This window comes from Microvirga splendida, from assembly GCF_016427565.1.
Lineage (GTDB): Bacteria > Pseudomonadota > Alphaproteobacteria > Rhizobiales > Beijerinckiaceae > Microvirga > Microvirga splendida.
Genome location: NZ_JAELXT010000035.1, coordinates 19,109 through 41,189 on the forward strand (window position 1 = coordinate 19,109; position 22,081 = coordinate 41,189).

At 65.3% G+C, this 22,081-nt stretch carries 24 protein-coding genes; 9 read left to right on the forward strand and 15 right to left on the reverse strand.

Annotated features, from left to right (window positions below):
- Positions 1 to 75 precede the first annotated feature (75 nt).
- From JAO75_RS21365 to JAO75_RS21385, 5 genes are all read left to right on the forward strand, one after another.
- A complete protein-coding gene (locus JAO75_RS21365) occupies positions 76 to 690 on the forward strand; it encodes a LysE family translocator (RefSeq protein WP_199051168.1) in 615 nt (204 codons plus the stop codon).
- Positions 690 to 1,037 (forward strand): hypothetical protein, encoded by a 348-nt coding sequence (locus JAO75_RS21370; RefSeq protein ID WP_199051169.1) that lies wholly within the window; start codon positions 690 to 692, stop codon positions 1,035 to 1,037. Before JAO75_RS21365 ends, JAO75_RS21370 begins: the two co-directional genes overlap by 1 nt.
- A 153-nt stretch (positions 1,038 to 1,190) precedes the next feature.
- Positions 1,191 to 3,617: a DNA topoisomerase (ATP-hydrolyzing) subunit B gene (gene gyrB, locus JAO75_RS21375; RefSeq protein WP_199051170.1), complete on the forward strand. Its 2,427-nt coding sequence runs from the start codon at positions 1,191 to 1,193 to the stop codon at positions 3,615 to 3,617.
- Positions 3,618 to 3,840: 223 nt separating this feature from the next.
- Positions 3,841 to 5,529 carry a sensor domain-containing diguanylate cyclase gene (locus tag JAO75_RS21380; RefSeq protein ID WP_199051171.1) on the forward strand — a complete coding sequence of 563 codons (1,689 nt, stop codon included), beginning with the start codon at positions 3,841 to 3,843 and terminating at the stop codon, positions 5,527 to 5,529.
- A gap of 84 nt (positions 5,530 to 5,613) precedes the next feature.
- A complete protein-coding gene (locus JAO75_RS21385; RefSeq protein WP_199051172.1) occupies positions 5,614 to 6,084 on the forward strand; it encodes a hypothetical protein in 471 nt (156 codons plus the stop codon).
- 21 nt (positions 6,085 to 6,105) lie between these two features.
- Here JAO75_RS21385 and JAO75_RS21390 read toward each other — a convergent pair whose 3' ends face one another.
- The 4 genes from JAO75_RS21390 to JAO75_RS21405 all read right to left on the reverse strand — a co-directional run bounded on the left by JAO75_RS21390 (position 6,106) and on the right by JAO75_RS21405 (position 8,001).
- A complete protein-coding gene (locus JAO75_RS21390) occupies positions 6,106 to 6,582 on the reverse strand; it encodes a VOC family protein (protein ID WP_199051173.1) in 477 nt (158 codons plus the stop codon).
- A 41-nt stretch (positions 6,583 to 6,623) separates the two neighbouring features.
- Entirely contained in the window at positions 6,624 to 7,043 is a 420-nt protein-coding gene (locus JAO75_RS21395) for a DoxX family protein (RefSeq protein ID WP_246742643.1), read from the reverse strand.
- 36 nt (positions 7,044 to 7,079) lie between these two features.
- A complete protein-coding gene (locus tag JAO75_RS21400; RefSeq protein ID WP_199051174.1) occupies positions 7,080 to 7,502 on the reverse strand; it encodes a YciI family protein in 423 nt (140 codons plus the stop codon).
- A gap of 67 nt (positions 7,503 to 7,569) precedes the next feature.
- Positions 7,570 to 8,001: a VOC family protein gene (locus JAO75_RS21405; RefSeq protein WP_199051175.1), complete on the reverse strand. Its 432-nt coding sequence runs from the start codon at positions 7,999 to 8,001 to the stop codon at positions 7,570 to 7,572.
- A 60-nt stretch (positions 8,002 to 8,061) separates the two neighbouring features.
- Here JAO75_RS21405 and JAO75_RS21410 point away from each other — a divergent pair, with 60 nt between their 5' ends.
- Positions 8,062 to 8,763, forward strand: a complete 702-nt coding sequence (locus tag JAO75_RS21410; protein WP_199051176.1) for a winged helix-turn-helix transcriptional regulator — start codon at positions 8,062 to 8,064, stop codon at positions 8,761 to 8,763.
- Here JAO75_RS21410 and JAO75_RS21415 read toward each other — a convergent pair.
- Positions 8,760 to 9,500, reverse strand: coding sequence for a dienelactone hydrolase family protein (locus JAO75_RS21415; protein ID WP_199051177.1), 741 nt, complete (start codon positions 9,498 to 9,500; stop codon positions 8,760 to 8,762). The two genes, JAO75_RS21410 and JAO75_RS21415, sit on opposite strands and share 4 nt — an antisense overlap.
- Before the next feature lie 122 nt (positions 9,501 to 9,622).
- On the opposite strand from JAO75_RS21415, the gene JAO75_RS21420 reads away from it, so the two are divergent.
- Complete coding sequence (locus tag JAO75_RS21420; protein ID WP_199051178.1) at positions 9,623 to 10,711, forward strand: patatin-like phospholipase family protein; 1,089 nt, start codon at positions 9,623 to 9,625, stop codon at positions 10,709 to 10,711.
- A gap of 4 nt (positions 10,712 to 10,715) precedes the next feature.
- Here JAO75_RS21420 and JAO75_RS21425 read toward each other — a convergent pair whose 3' ends face one another.
- A complete protein-coding gene (locus tag JAO75_RS21425) occupies positions 10,716 to 10,895 on the reverse strand; it encodes a hypothetical protein (RefSeq protein WP_199051179.1) in 180 nt (59 codons plus the stop codon).
- 78 nt (positions 10,896 to 10,973) lie between these two features.
- On the reverse strand, positions 10,974 to 11,246 hold the full coding sequence (locus tag JAO75_RS21430) for an HNH endonuclease (protein WP_199051180.1): 273 nt from the start codon (positions 11,244 to 11,246) through the stop codon (positions 10,974 to 10,976).
- A 91-nt stretch (positions 11,247 to 11,337) separates the two neighbouring features.
- Here JAO75_RS21430 and JAO75_RS21435 point away from each other — a divergent pair, with 91 nt between their 5' ends.
- Positions 11,338 to 11,913 (forward strand): BON domain-containing protein, encoded by a 576-nt coding sequence (locus tag JAO75_RS21435; protein WP_199051181.1) that lies wholly within the window; start codon positions 11,338 to 11,340, stop codon positions 11,911 to 11,913.
- Positions 11,914 to 11,934: 21 nt separating this feature from the next.
- Here the strand turns inward: JAO75_RS21435 and JAO75_RS21440 are convergent, their stop codons facing one another.
- Together JAO75_RS21440 and JAO75_RS21445 are read right to left on the reverse strand one after the other, a co-directional pair.
- Positions 11,935 to 12,600, reverse strand: coding sequence for an HAD family hydrolase (locus JAO75_RS21440; RefSeq protein ID WP_199051182.1), 666 nt, complete (start codon positions 12,598 to 12,600; stop codon positions 11,935 to 11,937).
- A gap of 57 nt (positions 12,601 to 12,657) precedes the next feature.
- Positions 12,658 to 12,864, reverse strand: a complete 207-nt coding sequence (locus JAO75_RS21445) for a hypothetical protein (protein ID WP_199051183.1) — start codon at positions 12,862 to 12,864, stop codon at positions 12,658 to 12,660.
- A 178-nt stretch (positions 12,865 to 13,042) separates the two neighbouring features.
- Between JAO75_RS21445 and JAO75_RS21450 the strand changes: the two genes are divergently transcribed.
- A complete protein-coding gene (locus JAO75_RS21450; protein ID WP_199051184.1) occupies positions 13,043 to 13,861 on the forward strand; it encodes a MipA/OmpV family protein in 819 nt (272 codons plus the stop codon).
- Between the two features lie 76 nt (positions 13,862 to 13,937).
- On the opposite strand, the gene JAO75_RS21455 is transcribed toward JAO75_RS21450, so the two are convergent.
- The 6 genes from JAO75_RS21455 to JAO75_RS21480 form a co-directional block, all read right to left on the reverse strand.
- A complete protein-coding gene (locus tag JAO75_RS21455) occupies positions 13,938 to 14,327 on the reverse strand; it encodes a 6-carboxytetrahydropterin synthase (protein WP_199051185.1) in 390 nt (129 codons plus the stop codon).
- Between the two features lie 123 nt (positions 14,328 to 14,450).
- Positions 14,451 to 16,385, reverse strand: coding sequence for a putative bifunctional diguanylate cyclase/phosphodiesterase (locus JAO75_RS21460; RefSeq protein WP_199051186.1), 1,935 nt, complete (start codon positions 16,383 to 16,385; stop codon positions 14,451 to 14,453).
- Between the two features lie 31 nt (positions 16,386 to 16,416).
- A complete protein-coding gene (locus JAO75_RS21465; protein ID WP_199051187.1) occupies positions 16,417 to 16,935 on the reverse strand; it encodes a putative pterin-binding protein in 519 nt (172 codons plus the stop codon).
- Between the two features lie 271 nt (positions 16,936 to 17,206).
- Complete coding sequence (locus JAO75_RS21470; protein WP_199051188.1) at positions 17,207 to 18,145, reverse strand: ring-cleaving dioxygenase; 939 nt, start codon at positions 18,143 to 18,145, stop codon at positions 17,207 to 17,209.
- 141 nt (positions 18,146 to 18,286) lie between these two features.
- A complete protein-coding gene (locus JAO75_RS21475; protein ID WP_199051189.1) occupies positions 18,287 to 19,723 on the reverse strand; it encodes a M20 family metallopeptidase in 1,437 nt (478 codons plus the stop codon).
- A 327-nt stretch (positions 19,724 to 20,050) separates the two neighbouring features.
- Positions 20,051 to 21,904 (reverse strand): ABC transporter ATP-binding protein, encoded by a 1,854-nt coding sequence (locus tag JAO75_RS21480; protein ID WP_199051190.1) that lies wholly within the window; start codon positions 21,902 to 21,904, stop codon positions 20,051 to 20,053.
- Between the last annotated feature and the right edge of the window lie 177 nt (positions 21,905 to 22,081).

Consider the following 22,081-nt stretch of genomic DNA (forward strand, 5'->3'; position numbering starts at 1 on the left):
AAGAGCTGAATGGTGCATTGCGCCGGCCGGTTCTATGCTAACCTGGCATCATCTCTCCAGCGTCGATTGAAACCTATGGATCCCGCAGGCCTTCTGCTCTTCTCCTCCGCCCTCTTCATCGCCGCGGCCTCGCCGGGGCCGGGCATCGCCGCCATCGTGGCGCGGGTGCTGGGGCGCGGCCCGAAAGGCGCGGTGGCGTTCAGCATCGGCGTCGCCCTCGGCGACGTGGTCTGGCTCTCGTTCGCCATCCTCGGCCTCGCCGCCCTGGCGCAGACCTTCCACGGGGTGTTCCTGGTCATCAAGTACCTGGGCGCAGGCTACCTGCTCTATATCGCCTACAAGCTCTGGACGGCCCCTGCGGCCCGCCAGGAGGTCGAGGCGAACGTGAAGGCGGAGCACCCGGCCAAGCTCTTCCTCGCCGGTCTCGCCGTGACCATGGGCAACCCGAAAGTGATGGTGTTCTACCTGGCCCTCCTGCCCACCTTCCTCGATCTGACCCGGATCACGGCCCTGGGCTTTGCCGAACTCGTCCTGGCGACCCTGACGGTGCTCGGCGTGGTCTTTGCGGGTTACATTGCGCTCGCCGCCCGCGCCCGGCGGCTCTTCACCAGCCCAAGGGCCATCCGCATTCTCAACCGGACCACCGGCACCGTCATGGCGGGTGCGGCCGCTGCCGTTGCGGCGCGTTGATGCTGCTCTCGAGCATCTTCTGGCTCCTGATCCTCGGATTTCTCTTTCTGTGGCCGCTCGGCCTGATCCTGCTCTGGCTGCAGTGGGGCCATACGCTTTGGATGCGCCTGTTCATGATTGCATTCTGGAGCCTTCTAGCGCTCGCCTTCGCCTCCATGTTCTACGAACGTTACTGGCGCTGGGAGGATTGCTTCAACGAGCTTGGCCGTTGTTATGATTCAAAGGTCGGCGTCATGGTCGAGCAGGCCGGCTTCATCTGGGGATTTCCCACATTGGTCTTCGGGCTGCTCGCCGTCGGCAGCCTCTGGCGCCTCCTGAGGCGCCAAACCGCCCCTCAGGCACCCTGATTCGGCAGTTTTTGGTGGATTTTCAGCCCGTTTTCACGCGCGCGTATGCGCGTGGGGGTGAAATTTCAACCATTCGCACCTAAATAACTGATCTGACGAATCAAAACCTGAGCGCACGCCTGATCCCCTTTGCTGCGCTCCGAAGGATCCCAAATGGCCGAACCTGCTATCAACGTGAATGCCGACGCCTATGGCGCTGAATCGATCAAGGTGCTCAAGGGCCTTGATGCGGTGCGCAAGCGGCCGGGCATGTATATCGGCGATACCGACGACGGCTCGGGCCTCCACCACATGGTCTACGAGGTGGTGGACAACGCCATCGACGAGGCGCTCGCCGGTCACGCAACGGAAGTCACGGTCACGCTCAACGCGGACGGCTCGGTGACCGTCACCGACAACGGCCGCGGCATTCCTACCGACATCCACAAGGGCGAGGGCATCTCGGCGGCCGAGGTCATTATGACCCAGCTGCACGCCGGCGGTAAGTTCGACCAGAACTCCTACAAGGTCTCCGGCGGCCTGCACGGCGTCGGCGTCTCGGTGGTGAACGCGCTCTCGAGCTGGCTCAAGCTGCGCATCTACCGCAACGGCAAGGCCCACGAGATCGAGTTCAAGCACGGCACTGCGGTTGCGCCCCTGGCCGTCGTCGGCGACGCCGAGGGCAAGCGCGGCACGGAAGTGACCTTCCTGGCCTCCACCGAAACCTTCACCATGGTGGAGTACGACTACAACACCCTGGAGCACCGCCTGCGCGAGCTCGCGTTCCTGAACTCGGGCGTGCGCATCATCCTCACCGACAAGCGCCATGCGGAGCACAAGCGCGAAGAGCTGATGTACGAGGGCGGCGTCGAGGCCTTCGTGCGCTATCTCGACCGCGCCAAGACCCCGCTGATCCAGCAGCCGATCATGATCCGCTCCGAGAAGGACGGCATCGGCGTCGAGGTGGCCCTGTGGTGGAACGACTCGTACCACGAGAACGTGCTCTGCTTCACCAACAACATCCCGCAGCGGGATGGCGGCACGCACCTCGCGGGCTTCCGCGCAGCGCTCACCCGTCAGGTGAACGGCTATGCGGAATCCTCCGGCATGACGAAGAAGGAAAAGGTTTCGCTCACCGGCGACGATTGCCGCGAGGGCCTGACCGCCGTCGTGTCCGTAAAAGTGCCGGATCCGAAGTTCTCGTCGCAGACGAAGGACAAGCTCGTCTCCTCCGAGGTGCGCCCCGCCGTCGAGAACGTGGTCAACGAGGCGCTCAACAACTGGCTCGAGGAGCACCCGCAGGAGGCCCGCACGCTGATCGGCAAGGTGGTGGAAGCCGCCGCCGCCCGCGAGGCCGCCCGCAAGGCGCGCGAGCTCACCCGCCGCAAAGGCGCGCTCGACATTGCATCGCTTCCGGGCAAGCTCGCCGACTGCCAGGAGCGCGATCCGTCGAAGTGCGAAATCCTCCTCGTCGAGGGCGACTCGGCCGGCGGCTCCGCCAAGCAGGGCCGCGACCGCGCGTTCCAGGCCGTGCTGCCGCTGCGCGGCAAAATCCTCAACGTGGAGCGCGCGCGCTTCGACAAGATGCTCTCCAGCCAGGAGATCGGCACGCTGATCACCGCGCTCGGCACCGGCATCGGCCGCGAGGAGTTCAACCTCGACAAGCTGCGCTACCACCGCATCATCATCATGACGGACGCGGACGTGGACGGCTCGCACATCCGCACCCTGCTGCTCACCTTCTTCTTCCGGCAGATGCCGGAGCTGATCGAGCGCGGGCACCTCTACATCGCGCAGCCGCCGCTCTACAAGGCGACCCGCGGCAAGTCCTCGATCTACCTGAAGGACGAGCGCGCGCTGGAAGATTACCTCATCGGCGAGGGGATCGAGAACGCCTCGCTGCAGCTCGAAACCGGCGTGTCGTTCCAGGGCGATCAGCTCAGGGGCCTGATCGACGAGTCGCGGCTCGTGCGCCAGGTCCTCAACAGCCTGCACACCCGCTACGACCGCAAGATCGTGGAGCAGGCCGCGATTGCCGGCGCGCTTCGTCCCGACGTCGCCGAGGATCCGCAGCAGGGTCCGGCAAAGGCGGCCTACATCGCCCAGCGCCTCGACGCGATCTCGGACGAACTCGAGCGCGGCTGGACCGGCGAGGTTCGCGAGGGCGGCTATGCGTTCTCCCGCACCGTGCGCGGCGTGACGCAGACCGCCGTTCTCGACCAGGCGCTGATCGCCAGCCAAGAGGCGAAGAAGCTCGACGAGCGCGCCACCTCCCTGCAGGACGTCTACGCAAGGCCCGCGAAGCTCGTGCGCAAGAACGACGAGATGCAGATCGACGGTCCGCTCTCGCTGTTCCAGTCGGTTCTCTCCGCCGGCCGCAAGGGCCTGCAGCTCCAGCGCTACAAGGGCCTCGGCGAGATGACCGCCCAGCAGCTCTGGGAGACGACGCTCGACCGCGACGTGCGCTCCCTGCTGCAGGTGAAGGTGAAGGACACCACCGACGCCGACGACCTCTTCGTCAAGCTCATGGGCGACGTGGTGGAGCCCCGCCGCGAGTTCATCCAGGAGAATGCGCTCTCGGTGGCGAACCTGGACGTCTGATCCACCTATCCCGCCCCTCTCCGGAAAGGCGGAGCAGCTCCCGGCTGCTCCGCCTTTTTCGTTCTGCTCCCGCCTCGGCGCAGATTCTGCTTTGAATTTCAATGCAATTGCCGTTGCGGAAGGATTCTCTTAACCGATCTGTCGGAAGGTTTCATAGAACCGGCAGGACAGAGCAAGGCTCGACCCCGTGATGGATTTTCGGCGGACAGCCGCACTCTTGGCCATGCGCCACCGATCGCTCCGACAGCAGGTAACCCTGCTGGTCGGTGTCCTGTGCTTCGCGCTTGTCTGCATCGTTGCGGCCGGCGCGGCCTATATCGCTCAGAGCCGGGTTCGCGGGATCGTCATGGCCCATGAGGCGCAGCAGGCTGCCGTGATCTCGGACATTCTGGATCGGGGCATGTTCGAGCGCTACCGGGAGGCCCGCAACCTCGCGGCGATGCCGGCTCTGAAGACGATCTGGACCGGAGAGCCAGCGGGCATCCGCCAGACGCTCGAGCGAATCCAGGCGTCCTACCCGGACTATGCCTGGATCGGGTTCGCCACGCCCGACGGAACGGTACGGGCCGCAACGCAGGGCATGCTGGAAGGCCAGTCCGTGCAGGCACGGCCCTGGTTTCAGGATGGGCTCGAAGGGCCTGCCGTCGGTGACGTGCACGAAGCGAAGCTCCTGGCCAAACTGCTCGGCCCTGCGCCGAACAACGAGCCGTTCCGGTTCGTCGATGTGGCCGCTCCGGTTCGCGACGATGCCGGTCGCGTCATCGGCGTGATCGGCGTCCATCTGAGCTGGACCTGGGCCGACGAAACACGCCAGTCCATTCTCGGCAGCCAACACCAGGGGGATGGACGATCCATCTGGATTCTGTCCGCCGACGGAACGATGCTCCTGGGGCCTCGGATCGGCAGCAAGCCCTTCCCGGAGGAGCAGGTGCGGTCCATGCGCCAGGCGAAGGCTGGCGCATTCGAGCATGCAGCATCAGGTCGGGAGGCCATGCTGACGGGCTTTGCCGTCGCCGAGGGCTACAGGGATTATCCGGGCCTCGGCTGGATCGTCGTCTCACGTCAGCCCGACAGCATCGCCTTTGCCGCAACAAGAGGCATCGTGTGGATGATCATGGGGCTGGGCTGCGCCATCGCGGCCATCGGGCTGGTCTGCGCCCTGTTCATTGCAAAGGGCGTGGTCCGCCCCCTGCAGACCATCATCGAGGCCGCCAACCGGATCGGCCGCGACCCAGCCATCACCCAGTTGCCGCGCGTGACCGGATCGCTGGAGATCGTGCAGCTCTCCTCGGCCCTCCGCTCCCTGCTGCGAAGAGCCGGCGCGGCGGAGCAGCAGGTGATCGCAACTTCGTCCCAGCATGCGAAGGACGTCTCCACCCTCCGTCACCTGGCCGAGACGGATGCCTTGTCCGGGCTGCTCAACCGCCGGGGCTTCAGCCTCCTCGCCGACGACGCGTTCAGTCTCTACAGGCGCTATGAGCGCCCCCTGGCCTTGCTGATCCTGGACATCGATTTCTTCAAGACCATCAACGATACTTATGGCCATGTCGCCGGAGATGCGGTGATCCGGTCGGTCGGGGCCGCTTTGACCAAGGCCCTGCGCGCCTCCGACAAGGTGGCTCGGTTCGGCGGCGAAGAGTTCGTCGTTCTCGTGCACGAGGTGGATGCGGGCGGGATCCTCACGGTCGCCCAGAACCTGCGCCGGGCCATCGAGGCGCTCACCATCGAGCATCAGGACCATCGGATTGCGGTGACGGTCAGCGTCGGAGGCGCCATGGCGCGCCGCAGCGACGAGGACGTGCAGGAGGTCATCGAGAGGGCGGATTCAGCCCTCTACCGGGCCAAGGCGGCCGGCCGCAACCGCGTGGTCATCGACGGGATGCAGATTCAGCTCGCCAGTGCTGTCGCCTGAGGAGCCTTTGACACGGCTCAATGACACCCCTGAAGGCCTCCTCTAATCCTGGCCTTCAAACAGGCGACGATCCGGGGGCAGGAGATGAGCAGTAAGGACAATGAGCACCACCTGAAAGAGATCCTCTATCGCGAGGCTTTCGAGCGGCGCGGACGCAATGCCCAGGATGCCGCCGCAGAAGCCGATTCCAGAGCCTCGATGGTGCTGGACCCTGTGGCGAAGTGGCTGAGCGTGCGTGGGCGGATCGAGCATCGTCTCGACACCCTCAGGAAACGGCTCTCACCGATCCATGTGGATGTGAAAATTGCCCAGGTCAGGCCGCACGCCTACACGCCGCACGAATATCCCTCGATCGGGCATTTGCGGCTTGCACTCTTCGAGAACGACATGCCCACGACGAAGAGCCTCGAATTCGACGTGTCGGAAAATGGCGTCGCCCATCTCTACGCCTATCTCGCGACGGGAACGCGGCGCGCGGATATGGATCTGGACGAGCTCGACGAGGAGCGCATCGAGGCGGTTCTGCTCGACTTCGTCGACTGGGCGACCCGTTAGCGTCGTCCGCCGAAGGAGCTTTCAGCCTCCGGCGTAGGCTTTCTCCAGAAGGCCGGTGTCGAGCTTGACCATCTGCAGCATCGCCTGTGTGACCCGGCGCACCTTTGCGTTGTCCTCGTCCTTCATCATGACGCCAAGTGCTGCCGGCACGATCTGCCAGGAGACGCCGTAGCGATCCGTGATCCAGCCGCACTGCATCGGCGTACCGCCGTCGCCGAGCGCGTTCCAGAGCCGGTCGACCTCCGCCTGATCGGCGCAGCTCACGAACAGCGAGATGGCCGGCGTGAACTGGAAATACGGGCCGCCGTTCAGGGCCATGTAGCTCTCGCCCGCCAGCGTGAACTCCACCAGCATCGTGTCCCCTGGTTGTCCGCCCGGAGTCTCGACCGTGTAGGGCAGCACGGCATCGATGCGGGAATCGGGGAGCAGCGTGACGTAGAACCGCGCCGCCTCCTCGGCCTTGCCGTCGAACCACAGGCAAGGTGTGATCTTCGACATCGGATGATCCTTCCGGATGATTGTTGGGAGGTGCTTGAACGTCAGCGCAGCAGCGCCCGGATGCGCGGATCGCGCAACCAGAGCCCGACCCACAGGGCCACGCCCACATAGACGCCGAACAGGATGTGGCTGAAGAGCGGAGAACCGACCCGCACATGGGTGGCCACCGCGCCGCCGAGATAGGCGGTGATCAGGATCGCTCCGAGGAATGCCGTTCGCGGGTAGGCATAGAGAAGCGCGGAAGCGATGAGCACGATGCCGAGAGCGCGCCAGGTCACGGCATCCGCCGGCCAGCCCAGCGGGATTACCGTGTCGATCACCACCTGAAGCGGCACCAGCTTGATGGCGCCGTCGAACAGGAGGAAGAGAACGACAAGGCCGCTCAAGGCTCGTCCGCTCCAGATGAGTCCGCTGCTCGTGGGAGCGGCTTCTGCCGTTGCTGCGTGTGGCATCGTGGTCATTCGTTCTCCCCTTCCCCGGCAGCAGCCGACGGGATGTCAGCGGCCGGCCAGCTTTTCGCTCGTCCGGTCGAACCGTTCGGAGACCTCGGGCGTCATGGCCTCTGCAAAATCCGCCATTTCATAGAACGGACGAATCTCGATCTCACTCGGGCCGGGCATGGGGTTCGGGCAGCGCTTCACCCACTCGACCGCCTCGGCCATGTCCTTGACCTCCCAGAGCCAGTAGCCGGCAACCAGCTCACTGGTCTGGGCAAAAGGCCCGTCGATGACCTTGCGGTTCGGGCCGTCGAAGGCCACGCGTTTGCCTTGAGACGAAGGCTTCAGCCCGTCGCCGGCCCGCATGATGCCGGCATTGACCAGTTCCTCGTTGAACTTGCCCATGGCCTCGAGGAGCTCGGTCGAGGGCATGATGCCCGCCTCGCTGTCCTTCGTCGCTTTCACCAGAACCATCACGCGCATCGTCTTCCCTCCTGTGTTCCACGCAGGTCCCTTCGGCCTGCCGGTCTTCGCCTTGGCCGGTCGACCGTCAGGCCGATGCCATCTCGCCCATGGCCTCCTTGGCGGCGTCCATGTCCATCCACATCACTTCCCAGATGTGGCCGTCGAGGTCCTCGAAGCTGCGGCCATACATGAAGCCGTAATCCTGCTTCGGGCCGATATCGACAGTGCCGCCGGCCCCTTCGGCTCGGCTCATCGTGTCGTCAACGGCATCGCGGCTTTCGGCCGAGATGCAGATCAGCACTTCCGTGGTCTCCCGCGCATTCGCGATTGTCTTCGGCGTGAACTGGCGGAATTTGTCGTGGGTCAGGAGCATCACGTGAATGGTCTCGGAAAAGACCATGCAGGCGGCGGTGTGGTCGGTGAACTGCTCGTTGTTGACGGCGCCCAGCGCCGCATAGAACGCCATCGACCGGGACAGGTCGCTGACGGGCAGGTTCACAAAGATCAGTTTGGACATTGGGTCTCTCCCCTGGCTTGGTTTTGACATTGATTCCACGTTAAGTTATGAATAGCAACTATGAAGTTAGAAAAAATAACTAAAGAGCCGGAAGCCCGCTCCAGACGCCATTACGAAGACGCCTGTGCGGCGGCTCACGCCCTCGACCTCGTGGGCGAGCGCTGGGCGCTTCTGGTGATGCGCGAGCTCATGATGGGGCCGAAGCGCTTCAGCGACCTGCGCGAGAGCCTGCCGGGGATCAGCGCCAATGTGCTCACGCAGCGGCTCGAAGGCCTGGAGGCGGCCGGCGTTCTGGTGCGGCGAAAGCTGCCGCCGCCTGCTGCGGCGCAGGTCTACGAATTGACCGAATGGGGCTACGAGAGCGAGCCGATCTTCCAGGCCCTCGGCCGCTGGGCGGCGCGCTCGCCCCTGCATGACCCGACCCTGCCGTTCAGCACCGCATCCTTCCTGCTGTCCTTGCGAACCATGCTCGATTCCGAGCGGGCGAAAGGCCTGGAGGCGCGGGTGGGCTTCCGCCTCGGCGAGGAGACGTTTCTCGCGCATCTGACAGACGGGCAGATCGAGATCGGCCGCAGCGCTCTGGACGGCGCCGACCTGATTTTCACAGGCACGCCGCCGGTCCTGGCGGGCGCGATCTATGGCGGTCAACCGCTTGAAGTGCTGGAAGAGGCAGGAGCCCTTCAGGTCGAGGGCGACCGCGCCCTCGCCCGGCGTTTCACCGGCCTGTTCCCCCTGCCGCCGAAGGCCACAAAGCCGGTCTAGCGCAGCGTCTCGTCGAACAGCGTGAGCAGGCGCTTCCAGTGCCGCTCGGCGCCGCGCTCGTCATAGACCCTGTTGTCTGGAACGGCCCAGCCATGAGCCATGCCGACATAGTTCTCGATCACGTGGTCGATCTCGGCCCGGCGCAGGGCCTCCGCGAGACGCGCCGACTGCTCGGGCGGGAAGCTCTCGTCGATGCCGGCGCTGCCCACATAGACGTGGCCTTTGATCGTCGCCACGTGCAGGTGCGGGCTGTCGGGCGCATCGTTGGCCAGGCGCCCGCCGTGGAAGCTCGCCGCAGCCGCGATGCGCTCCGGATAGGCCGCTGCCGCGTGGATGGCACGGCTGCCGCCCATGCAATAGCCGACGGTGCCGATCCGGCCCGTGGCTCCCGCTTGGGTCAGCGCCTCGAGAAAGGCCGCACTGTCGCGCCGGGTCATGTCCTGGGTCGTGCCGCCGATCATGCTCCGCAACGTGGTGCGGGTGGGCTCTTCGCTGAAAGCCGTCCTGGCATCGAAGGGGCCGTAATCGCCGTAGCGGTAGAAGAGATCGGGCAGGAGTACGACATAACCCTCGCCCGCCAGGCGCTCGGCCATGGCATCGAGCGCGGGGCGAGGCCCGAAGGCATCCATGTAGAGGATCACGCCGGGCGCCTCCGCCGCAGGCCGGCGGCCCGGCTGGAACAGGCCGGCCTTGGCTGTTCCGTCCCGGGTCTCGATCGCAATATCCTGCTTGGCCATGTCCCTCTCCCATCGTGCCTGTCGCGGAACCGCTGCCGCCCGCCTGCGTTCCCTGCCCTCTCCTATGCCCGCATGGGAGTACCATTTCAAATCCGGCAGGCTTTTCTTACCAGGGCACTCACATGACTGCGTCATCGAAGCTGGATCGGGACCAGCAGCTCACTCTCGTGCTCGGCGGCGGCAATGCGCTGGGCTCCTATCTCGCGGGCGCCTATGAACACCTGCAGCAGCGGGAGATCGAGCCGCAATGGATCGTCGGCGGGTCCATCGGGGCCGTCACGGGAGCCATCATCGCCGGCAACGCGCCGGAGGATCGCCTGCCGCGCCTCAAGGCGTTCTGGGACGAGGCGATGATCAGCACGCCGGGCCTGCTCGGGCGCGGCACGAAGATTCGGCACACCTACAACGAGCTTCACACGATCACGGCGCTCCTGTTCGGCCGGCCCGGCCTGTTCGGGCACCGTTTTCCCGGCATGCTGTCCATGCTGCCCTGGATGCCGAGCGACGTGGCGCTCTACGATCACACCCCGCTTCAGCGGACACTGGAACGGCTCGTCGACTTCGACCGGCTGAACCGGGCCGAGATTCGCCTCACTATCGGCTGCGTCGATCTCGAAACCGGCGACGATGTTCTCTTCGACAACACCCGCGAAAAGCTCACGCCCGAACACCTCCTGGCGAGTTCCGCCATCACGCCGATCTTTCCGCCGGTCGAGATCGAAGGGCGCCTGCTCTGCGATCCGGGCTACACCAACAACCTGCCTCTCGAGGTGCCCTTCGCGGAGCCCCTGAAGGAGGATTTCACCTGCATCGCGGTCGAGCTGTTCAGCCTGCATGCCGCGCGTCCGGCCTCGCTCGATGCAGCTGCGGAACGCGTCAACGACCTGATCTTCGCAAGCCCCACGCGACGGACCCTGAGCGGGCTCAAGCGTGAATACGCCCTTCGTGAAAAGCTGGAGCCCGACGGCCCCCAGGCCACGCTGCTGCACTTGGCTTATTTCGCGGGAAGCGACGAGCGCGCGGGAAAGACCTTCGACTACTCGCCGTCCTCGATCCGCGACCGCTGGGCCGCCGGGCAGCGCGACATGGAAAAGAGCCTCGCGCTCCTGGAGGGCGCTCCCACCGAGCGGCACCGCCTCCGCTACCTGGCCCTGAGCCCCGAGCAGGAGGCAGCTTCGGCGGAAGCCGGCGTGGCGGCGGCCCGCGCCTGAACATTCAGGGCCCGCCGGCGAGCGACCCCACCACCGCCATGGTAAGTTCGTCGAGATTGACCTGGCCTTCGATGGTGATCGTCTCGGCCTCGCCGGTCCTGACGCGCAGGCCCTTCTCGCCGGCCTCGGACTGGCGCTTCAGCTCCGCCAGGATGGCTTCGCGCACTTGACCCTCGATGTTCATCGCTGCCTCCGTTCGACAAAAACATCCGGCTGTCGAACGTCGGTGCGGACAGCCCTGTTCCACATCCGCGGCCGGCGCTCAGGCTGTGGAATTGCCCGCCTTGAGAATCCTGAACGCCTCGGCGTCCATGGTGCCGCGCTCGTTGTTGCAGGCGGAGCAGGCCAGGACGAGGTTGCCGGGGGTGAGCGGGCCGCCGAAGGATCGCGGATGCACATGGTCGAGGGTCGCAAGATCCGGGGCGCGTTTCACACCGGGGCCGGGACGGCGCGCGGGGATCCCGCAATAGACGCAGCGCGCTCCGTCGCGGGCATAGACATCCTCGAAGAGCTTGATGCGTTGCGCGGCTTTCATGGGGCTGGAATGCTCTTCGCTGCGGTGAGGTCGTCGTGTGGAACCACGGGCAAGCCGGGTGGTTGCTCCTGCAATCACAGGAGCATGAGCCATGGTAGACACCCGCCGCAGGAACCGGAACCCCTTCGACGACGACAACGGCTACGGTGACGTTCCCCAGGGCGCCGTGGGCTTCCGCGGCGAGGGCCGTGAATATCCCGGCGGCTACGGCAGCGATGCCGACCCGTTTACCGGCGGCGTGATCGATGACGGACGGGGCGGCCCGCCGGACGACGAAGGCTTCGATCCCGGCTACAGCCGGCCCCGCTCCGGCTACGGCGCCTTCGGCACCCGCGATCCGAACGACGCCGATGTCCGCACCGGTCGGGATGACCGGCGCTCCTCGTCCGGCGAGCATCGCGGCCGCGGCCCCAAGGGCTACCGTCGCTCCGACGAGCGCATCCATGAGGATGTGTGCGAGCGCCTGACCGAGGATCCGTTCATCGACGCCTCGGACATCGAGGTCGCCGTCAAGGACGGCGAGGTCACCCTCACCGGCACCGTCACGAGCCGCGGCCTCAAGCGCCGCGCCGAGGACCTGGCGGAACTGGCATCGGGCATCTCGCACGTCCAGAACAATCTTCGGGTGCAGGGCGCCTCCGATATGCCGGGCGCCTCCGCCTCCTGACGGAGGAGGCTTTCATCGGCATCAGGAGGCCAGCGGCGAGCTGTCATAGTGGCGCAGCAGATCCTCGACATCGCGGTAGACCGCGATGCAGCCGGCATCCCTCAGGGCCTGCTCGGTGAAGCCCCCGGACAGCACGCCGATGGATTTCATCTGCGCCTTGCGGGCGGCCTCCGCATCGTAGGGCGTATCGCCGATCACCACCGCCTCGTCCGACGTCAGCGGAGCGAGCTTCGCGAGCGCCGCCTCGAAGATATCGGGGAAGGGCTTCGAGCGCTCCGCGTCGTCAGACGACGTGGCCGAGTCGATGAGGTCGGCGATGCCTGCGATGTCCTTGTACCGTTCGACCTCGTCCGCGTTGCCGGACGACGCCAGCACCGCTTTCTGCCCTGTCGCGCGAGTGCGCTCGAAGAGTTCGCGGACAGCGGGAAAGGCGCGCGCGCGATGAAGGTACTCGCGCTTGAAGAGATCGGAGCGGTAGTCCGTGATCTCGTCGCCCCGCTGCTCGATCACATCAGGCGGCAGAAGCCCGTGCAGGATCTGGTCGCCGCCCTTGCCGATCTGCGAACGCAGGTCGGAGAAGGCGATCTCGTAGCCGAAATGCCGGAGCGCCTTGACCCAGGCTTCGGCGTGAAGATCCACGGTGTCGATGAGCGTGCCGTCGATGTCGAAAATCGCTGCTTTGATCATGATCTGTCCCGAGCGCAGGAGAACGGCATGTCTCTCGCGGTGACCTCGGCCGCCTCCTCAGGGCACCTCCGGCTGAGGCGTCGGATGAAGCACCGGCTTGTCCGGCTCCGGCGGCTGCTCCGGCAGGGAGGACGGGACGCCGGGCGGCATGGACGGCGCAGGCGTGTCGGGCGGCATCGGGATGGCCGGAACCGGCTCCGTCGGGGGCGGCTTGGGATAGAACTCGTCCGGCTGCGGACGGCTGCTGGCGCGGTGCGGGGACAAGAAGCTCTCCATGGATCCTGCCCCTGACAACCGTTCAGCTCGAAGAAAGGTTCTCCGGCAGCCCTGCTCGACACGGGATTGGCCGGTCAGACTCGCGAAACCATAGGACAAACCCTTGCTTGACCTTACGTCCGTTTGGGGCCACCACGGCAGGGTGGAACCACGAGCCGGAAGAATCATGCGCACAGCCCGATCCCTCGCCCTCCTCGCTTTCCTCACCGCCGGGTCGAGCCTGGCTCACGCGGCCGATCCCCTGTTCTCGCCCGAACCCATCCAGAGTTCCTCGGGCTGGATTGTCACGGTGAAGGGCAACCTGCGGGTGGGGCCGTCCTATCCGGGCTCCGACGATTTCAGCGTCATCGGCTATCCGTCCTTGAGCTTCCGCCGTGCGGGAACGGTCGAGCGCTTCAGCGCTCCCGACGACGGCCTGAGCTTCTCGTTCCTGGACGAATCCGTGTTCCGCGTCGGCGTGGTCGGCCGCTTCGTGGGCGGACGCTATTACAAGGACAACCGGGAGCTCGTCGGCCTCGACAAGATCGACTGGGCGGTGGAGCCCGGCGTGTTCGTGGAATACTGGCCCCTCGAGTTCCTGCGCGCCCGTGCCGAGATCCGGCGCGGCTTCGGCGGGCATGAGGGCTTCGTGGCCGATTTCGGCCTCGACGCGGTGCAGCGCTTCGGCGCCGTGACCCTGTCGCTGGGTCCGAGGCTGTCCCTCGGCGACGGCGAGTTCACCCGCACCTATTTCGGCGTGACGCCCGAGGAGGCGGCGCTCAACGGTGCAGTGACGGCCTACCGCCCGTCCGGCGGCATCACGTCGGTGGGCGCCACGGGCGCGGTCAGCTACGACTGGTCGCCGCAATGGTCGACCACCGCCTTCGTCACCTACAGGCATCTCGTGAGCGACGCCGCCGACAGCCCCATCGTCCGGGAGTTCGGATCGGAGCACCAGTTCGGCTTGGGGCTCACCGTGTCGTATTCCTTCGGCTACACGCCGTAGCAGCGAGTCCCTGCTCCTGAAGCGAAAAAGCCGCCCGGTGAGGCGGCTTTTTCCTGTCCTGGATTGTCACAACCGATCAGGCTGCGAGGCTCTCCCGAGCCGCGGCACCCTCGCCGCGATAGATGCATCCTTCCGACGATCCGGCCATGCCGCGCTTGAGCTCGACCTCCTCGAGGCCGGGGAAGCGTTCCTTCACCAGCTTCCAGATATACTTGGTGACGTTCTCGAGCGAGGCGATCCCGATCTCGGTGTTCAGATCCAGATTGCCGTGATCGAGGCCGGATCCATGCTCGCCCTTGATCTCCTTGATGTAGTTCTCGACGTCATAGAGATTGACCGGCCAGCCATAGACGTCGTCGACGGGTCCGCCGAAGGTGAGCTTCACAATGAAGGTATGACCGTGCAGCCCTGAATAGGGAGCCACCGAATGAGCGGCTTCGAACGTGAACTCGCAATACGTCTTCATTCATCTTGCTCCAGTGATGGTGGATGAGGGCGCTCTCACAGAGCAGCGTCTGCAGGCGGATCGTGAAGAAATCTTACCTATCATAATTCACGAATCCCACCAACATCACCCGGCGGCTCAGGTTCAGGCGACCTTCACGGTGTGCTTGAGAGCAGCCAGGGTGTGCACCAGCTCCTGTGGAGGCTTGGGACGCCCGAAATAATAGCCCTGCGCGTCGGTGCATCCGGCCGCCTGGATCTGGCGCAGCTGATCTTCCGTCTCGACGCCCTCGGCCACGGTGGGCATGCCCAGGCTTCTGCCGAGATTGGCAACGGACTGCACGATCGCCAGGCAATCGGCCCGCTGCGACATTTCCCGGACGAAGGACTGGTCGATCTTGATCTTGTCGAACGGAAAGCTGCGCAGGTAGCTCAGCGACGAGTAGCCGGTTCCGAAATCGTCCATGGCGATGCGCACGCCGAGCCGGCGCAGCTGATGCAGGGTGGAGACGGTCATCTCGTTGTCCTGGAGCAGCACCGACTCGGTGATCTCCAGCTCCAGCCGCTCCGGGGCCAATCCGGATTCCGCCAGGGCGCGGCTGACGCTCTGCACCAGCCCGCGGCTGCGGAACTGCACGGGCGAGAGATTGACGGCCACATGGATGTTCCGGGGCCAGCCCGCAGCCTCCCGGCAGGCCTGCTCGATGACCCAGTCGCCCAAGGGCACGATCAGCCCCGTATTCTCGATGACCGGGATGAACTCTCCGGGGGGAACGAGCCCGCGCTCCGGATGGTGCCAGCGCAGCAGGGCCTCGTAGCCCCCGATCTCGTTGGCCCCGATGTTGATCTGAGGCTGATAGAAGAGCTCGAACTCGCCGGCTCCCATGGCCTTGCGCAGATTGACCTCCAGCGCGCGGCGGGCCTGCAGCTGCGCATCCATGTCCGGCTCGAAGAAGCGGAACGTGCCGCGACCGTCGGCCTTGGCGTGATAGAGCGCCATGTCCGCATGCTTCAGGATCTGGCTCGAGGTGACAGGACCTTGAGCCAAGGCGATGCCGATGCTCGTGCCGATGAAGATCTCCTGGCCGTTGACGCTGAACGGCTCGCGCAGGGCCTCCACGATACGCGAGGCGAGAGCCGCGCTCTCGTCGGGCCGGCGGATGCCCGTCTGCAGAATGGCGAACTCGTCGCCGCCGAAGCGGGAGATCAGGTTCCGCACCTGACCTTCGCTCGCAGGGATGCAGTCCCGAAGCCGTTCAGCGACGGCCTTGAGCAACTCGTCGCCCGTTTCGTGGCCGAAGGAATCGTTGACGTCCTTGAAGTGATCGAGATCCAGGTAGGATACGGCGATGGTGCGCCCGCTCGACCTCTTGCTCGACAGCGCCTGCTCCAGCTGGTTGCGAAGCACCACGCGGTTCGGCAGCCCCGTCAGCGCATCCTGGTGGGCCAGGACGTGCAGCTCCTCATGGGCATGCCCGAGAAGGCGGTTGTGCCGGTTGAGGAGGATGATCAGGACGATCCCGATGAGGATCAAACTCGCCGCAATGCCGGAGAAGGCCCAGTGCAGCCGGATCAGCTCCTGCTGATCCTTCTGGACGAGCGCGGCACCATGGTTGTGCGAAGCCGATGCGAGTTGCGCGAGGGGCCCCTCCAGGGGGCTCAGGATCTCGAGGGCTTCCTGTGCCGCCTCCGGCCGCCGGTCGATCTCCTCGATCAGGGGCTGCACCGCTGCAAGCCTTTCCTGAAACTCGACAAGAGTCTCGCCGTGCTCCGGATTGACCTGCAGAAGGTCCTTGAAGCTGCCTTCATTCAGGATCTGCGCTCGCCCGAGCAGGATGTCGTAGCGCAGCAGGATCTCGTCCTTGTCGAATCTGCTTTTGCCGCTGGCGAATTCGGCCAGACGCTGTTCCAGCCTCATGAACTCGGATGTGGCCTGCCCTGCCTCCCAGGCCGGATTGTAAACGGAGATCTGCCGCAGAGCGCCTTGGCGCTGAACGACCAGCACCGAAATGTAAACGGCGGCAATCAGGAAGCCCCCGATGACGAGGGCAATGACCGTTTTAAATGTGCGCAGCGACAATGGGCGGCCTCCGGACCCTGCCTGACCCTTGCTATCTCACGTCGATCCGAGCGACCTGCCAGGCCGATCGGGCATAGTAGGTCTGGCTCTTCAGATCGGGGTTGCTGTCGTAGGGATAGATGATGAACAGGGGGCCCTTGTCGCGCACGGGCATGTACTCGCCGTTGCGCTTGAGAGCCAGGATCACGTTGAACTTCCGAAAATCCTCGATCGGGATGTCGGTGGTGTAGTCGTTCAGCGCGACCACCACGACGCGCTCGCCGGTCGCGCCGACATGCTTCAGCAGCTTGTCGAGGGAGACGCCTTCGAACGTGTTCTTGCCTTCGTGCCAGGGGGTTGTGGTCTCGATGGTGGTCGTGCCGAGCGCCTCGAGCATGGCTCGATCGAACTGCGCCGTATTATCCCGATTGGTGACGCCGATCTTTCCGGAAATCGTCAGGATGGGTTTTTCGGCCGGCGCCGGCAGGGAAGCGGCATAGGCTGCCCCCAGGGCTGCAAGGAGCATAGCGAATGCCCCGAGTAAACTCGTCCTCACCTTGGCCCTCGACATGGAAGTCCCCTACGGAAAAGTAATGGAAGCTACAAAACACAGAAAATTGAGCGAAGTCTTACATAACTCCGCACGAGAGGCAAAATAACTATCAAAACACTGTTACACTTTATGAGATCTTACTTCTCCTCCGTTTGACCTCTTTAGCAGATCGAGCGCGAAGCGCTTGAGGCGCAATGCCGCAAAGAAGCATTGTTCCAAGAGAAAGCCGCCCGGCACGGGGGTGCGGGGCGGCTTATGGAGAACGCGAAAGAGCTGATGATGCCCGTTTCTAGAGAGGCTTGAGCCCCGCCTCGATCTCGGCCCGGCGCGGCTCCAGGAAGGGCGGCAGGGCGAGGCGCTCGCCGAGCTTCTCCATAGGCTCGTCGGTGGCGAAGCCCGGACCGTCGGTGGCGATCTCGAAAAGGATGCCGTTGGGCTCGCGGAAATAGAGACTCTGGAAGTAATAGCGGTCGACCGGGCCGCTCGACGGCGCTCTCAGGGATTGCAGGCGCTCCCAGCATTCCTGATAGGTCTGCTCGTTCGGCGTGCGGAAGGCCACGTGATGCACCCCGCCCGCCCCCGGACGGGCCGGCGCAAGGCCTGGCTCCACGGCCACATGCAATTCCGCAGCAGCGCCGCCCTCGCCCATCGCGAACACGTGGACCGGCGTGTCGCCGACGCGATACTCCCGAACCGCCCGCATATCCATGGCCTCGGTCAGGACCCGGGCCGTGCGCTCCAGCTTCGGCACGCTGATCCGGATCGGGCCCAGGCCGCGGATCTGATGCTCGGCCGGCACGGGGCTGCGATCCCACGGATGGGCTTCGCCCTGCCCGCCATCGTCGACGAGGCTCAGGCGCTGGCCCTCGAAATCCTCGAAGTCGAGGGAGAGGCGCCCGTCGCGCTCGACGATCTCGTCGCTGCGCACATGGAGGCTGTCGAAGCGGTCCTTCCACCATCGCAAGGCCTGCTCCCCGTTCACGCGCAGGGCCGTTTGCGCGATGCTGTGGGTGCCGCGCCGCTCGCGGTCCACGGGCCAGTCGAAGAAGGTGATGTCCGTGCCGGGGGAGGCTTGCGCGTCCGCATAGAACAGGTGATAGGCGCTCACATCGTCCTGGTTCACCGTCTTCTTCACGAGCCGCAGGCCCAGGGTCTGGGTGTAGAAGGCGTGATTGCCGCGCGCATCCGCCGTCACGGCGGTGAGATGATGAATTCCGGTCAGCTTCATGGCGCTCTCCATTCCTGGGAGCGTAAATAAGCCGGCACTCCCGCCACGGCGAGCCCTCGGACAGCCAAGCTGACTTTGCTTGAATGCAAGAACGCCCCGGTGTCGAGCCGGAGCGTTTGCAAGGTTAGCCGGATGTGAACCTCAGGCCGCCTTCGCGCGCAGATCGTCCGGGGTGACGTCGTCCGGGATCGGGCAGCGATAGGCGCGGCCGCCGGTGCGCTCCCGCAGCTCCGCCTTGGCGCGGGCGACGAGGTCGGGGTTGCGCAGGACATCGGCGGCGGTGGCCGCCATCGCCTTGGCGGCGAGCACCATGCCCTTATGCGCCGCCGGCAGGTTGCCCTGCGTGACGAGCTGCCAGGTGTGGAATGGCGTGCCGATGGCAAAGCAGGCAGTGTGGCACTGCACCGTGGGCACGATCCAGCTGACATCGCCCACATCGGTGGTGCCCATCATCACCTCCTCGCGGGCCGGCATGGCGAGCACGCCGTCGTGCAGCACCTTGGTCTTGAGGGACATGTCATACGGCTTCACGCTCGCGAGAATCTCCTCCTCGGTCAGGGCCGACTTCTGGAGCTTGTCCGCAAAGGCGAGATCGGATTCATCGAAGGCGGGCGGGCCGAGGCGGCGCATGTTCTCGTACATGGCCTCCTGCAGGGCCTTGTTGGGCACGACATTGGAGGTCGCATCCGTGATCTGCACGGATACGGAAGTCTCCGTCATCAGCGCCGCACCCTCGGCGATCTTCTTCACGCGCTCGAACAGGCGCTCCGCGTCGGGCAGGTGCGGCGAGCGCACGAGGTAGAGCGACTCGGCATAAGCCTGCACCACGTTGGGCGCATCGCCGCCGGTGTTGGTGATGGCGTAATGCACGCGGGCATCGGAGGGCATGTGCTCGCGCATGTAGTTCACGCCCACATTCATGAGCTCCACCGCGTCGAGCGCCGAGCGGCCCACATGGGGCGAGGCCGCTGCGTGCGCCGCCCGGCCCCGGAAGCGGAAATAGGCCTGGATGCAGGCAAGCGACGAGGTGGTCGAGACCTCGTTGACCACGTTCGGGTGCCAGCAGAAGGCGGCATCGAGATCGTCGAACAGGCCGGCGCGGGCCATGAAGGTTTTGCCGGACCCGCTCTCCTCCGCCGGACAGCCGTAATAGCGCACGGTGCCGGCGATGCCCTCGGCTTCCAGCGCATCTTTCAGCGCGACGGCGGCGAGCGCGGAGCCTGCTCCGAGCAGGTTGTGGCCGCAGCCATGGCCCGGCGCCCCTCTCACCGTCGGCTTGTGCTCGGCGAGGCCGGAGACCTGCGCCAGATCCGGCAGGGCATCGAACTCGCCCAGGATCCCGACCACGGGACCGCCGGAGCCCCATTCGGCCACGAAGGCCGTGGCCATGCCGCCGACATTCTTCGTGATGCGGAAGCCCTCGCGCTCCAGCATGGCCACCTGCTCGGCCACCGCGCGGTGCTCTTCGAAGGCGAGCTCGGGCGCGTCCCAGATGCGGTCGCTCAAAGCGCAGTAATCCTCGGCTTTGGCATCCACATGGCGGGCAAGGACATCGAGGCTCAGGCGGTCGTTATGCATGGTGTTTGAAAACCCAGGATGGTGGGAATGGCGCGGAGATTATCCGCGATCGTGCCGGGGTGAAAGGGAAAGAGTGGATTGGAATGCCGAGGCGATACGCTTCCTGCACGAAGCACAACGATGCGACAGCATCCCCTCTCCCGTGTGGGAGAGGGGCAGGGGTGAGGGAATGACAGTCAACCAGCAAGGCGCTGTCGTCTCCGCCTCAACACGGATCGCACAGCACCATATTCGGCACCGACCTACCCTCACCCCAACCCTCTCCCACCGGGGAGAGGGAGACGCGCCAGTTGGTTTGCTCAACCAACGATTCAAACCATCTATCCGTCAAACCGTCTCGTCCTTCACGCCCCGGCGCGGTGTGAGGAATCCGCCCGACTGGCGCGACCAGAGGCCGGCATAGAGGCCGCCGTTCTCCAGAAGCTCCTCGTGCGTCCCCTCCTCGACGATCCGGGCCTCGTCCATGACGATGAGGCGGTCCATAAGCTGCAGAGTCGAGAGGCGATGCGCGATGGCGATCACTGTCTTGCCCTCCATGAGCGTGGCGAGCGATTCCTGGATCGCCGCCTCGACCTCGGAATCGAGCGCCGAGGTGGCCTCGTCGAGGATCAGGATGGGCGCATCCTTCAGGATCACGCGGGCAATCGCGATGCGCTGCCTCTGGCCGCCGGAGAGCTTCACGCCGCGCTCGCCCACATGGGCGTCGAAGCCGCGCCGCCCGCGACCGTCCACGAGGCGCTCGATGAAATCGGTGGCGTGGGCCTGGCGCGCCGCTTCGCGCATCGCCTCCTCGCTGGCATCGGGCCGTCCGTAGAGGATGTTCTCGCGGATCGAGCGGTGCAGCAGCGACGTGTCCTGCGTCACCACCGAGATCTGCGCGCGCAGGCTCTCCTCCTGCGCGTCGGCGATGTCGTGGCCGTCGATCAGGATGCGGCCATCCTGCGGCACGAAGAAGCGCAGGAGCAGGTTGACCAGCGTGGTCTTGCCGACGCCGGAGCGGCCCACGAGGCCGATCTTCTCGCCGGGCCTCAAAGTGAGGTTCAGCCGGTCGATGACCGTGTCGCCGTCGCCGTAGGAGAAGGTCACATCCTCGAAGCGGATTTCTCCGCGCGGCACCGCCAGCGGGCGAGCGGTCGGCTTGTCCTGCATGGTGAGCGGGCGCGAGATGGTCTTCATGCCCTCCTGCACCGTGCCCAGGTTCTCGAAGATGCCCATGACCTCGAAGGCCACCCAGCCCGACATGGAGACGATCTGCGTGGAGAGCAGCAGCGCCGTGGTCATGGTGCCGGCATCGACCCGGTTGGCGCTGAAGAGCCACACGGCCACGGCCCCGGTGGCGACGAGAAAGACCGCGTTCAGGAACGTGAGCCCGGCCACGTAGAGCGTGTTGATGCGCTGCTGGCTCATGAAGGCATCGTTGAGCCGGCTGTAGCCCTCGCTGATGTATTCGTCCTCGTCCTTGCGGCGTCCGAAGAGCTTCACCGTCATGATGTTGGTGAAGCTGTCCACCACCTTGCCGGTGACGGCGGAGCGCGCCTCGCTGGAGAGGCGCGAGCGCTTCTGGATGCGCGGCACGGAAAAGCCGAGCAGCGTGGCATAGAGCACGAACCACCCGGCCATGGGCAGGGCCAAGCGCCAATCCTGCGTTCCCAGCAACCCGATGGAGGCCGCGCCGAAGATCAGGATCTGCCAGACGGCCCGCGCCACGGACAGCACGGTCTCGCGCAAGGGACGGCCCGTCTGCAGCACCCGGTTGGCGATGCGGCCGGCGAAATCCTCTTGGAAGAAGCCCAGGGGCTGGCGCACCACGTGCCAGTAGTTCTGCCAATGCACCATCGTGGTGAAGGAGACGGCGAGCGAATGGTTGACCAGCAGCCGGAACAGGATGGTGCCCACGGGCCGCACCAGCAGGATGATCGCCCCCATGGCCATCAGCAGCGGCCCGGCCTCGTCAAAGATGCCTTCGGGCGAGGTGGTCGAGAGGGCGTTCACCAGACGGCCGATGAGCCAGGGGATCAGCGCCTCAAAGATCGCGAGCACGAAGCCGAGCGCGAACAAGGCCGCAAACAGGCCCTTCGCCTGCTTGATGAAATGCCAGTAGAAGCCCCAGAGCGTATCCGGCGGCGATTCCTCCGGCGGCTTCTTCCTAAAATCGATGCGGGTCTCGAAAAAGCGGAACATCACGGCCTGCGTACGTTTCAACCCGAATCAAACGGGCCAGCGGCCGGAATAATGCAACATTCTTTGGCTTCAGGGTGGCAGTCGCGGTGAAGTGAAGGCTTAGGCTCAGGACCTATTAATTTGGCCTGAGGAGTGCTTCAGTGTCTCTGTTCTGGAGGCGCTGATGGGTGATCTGTT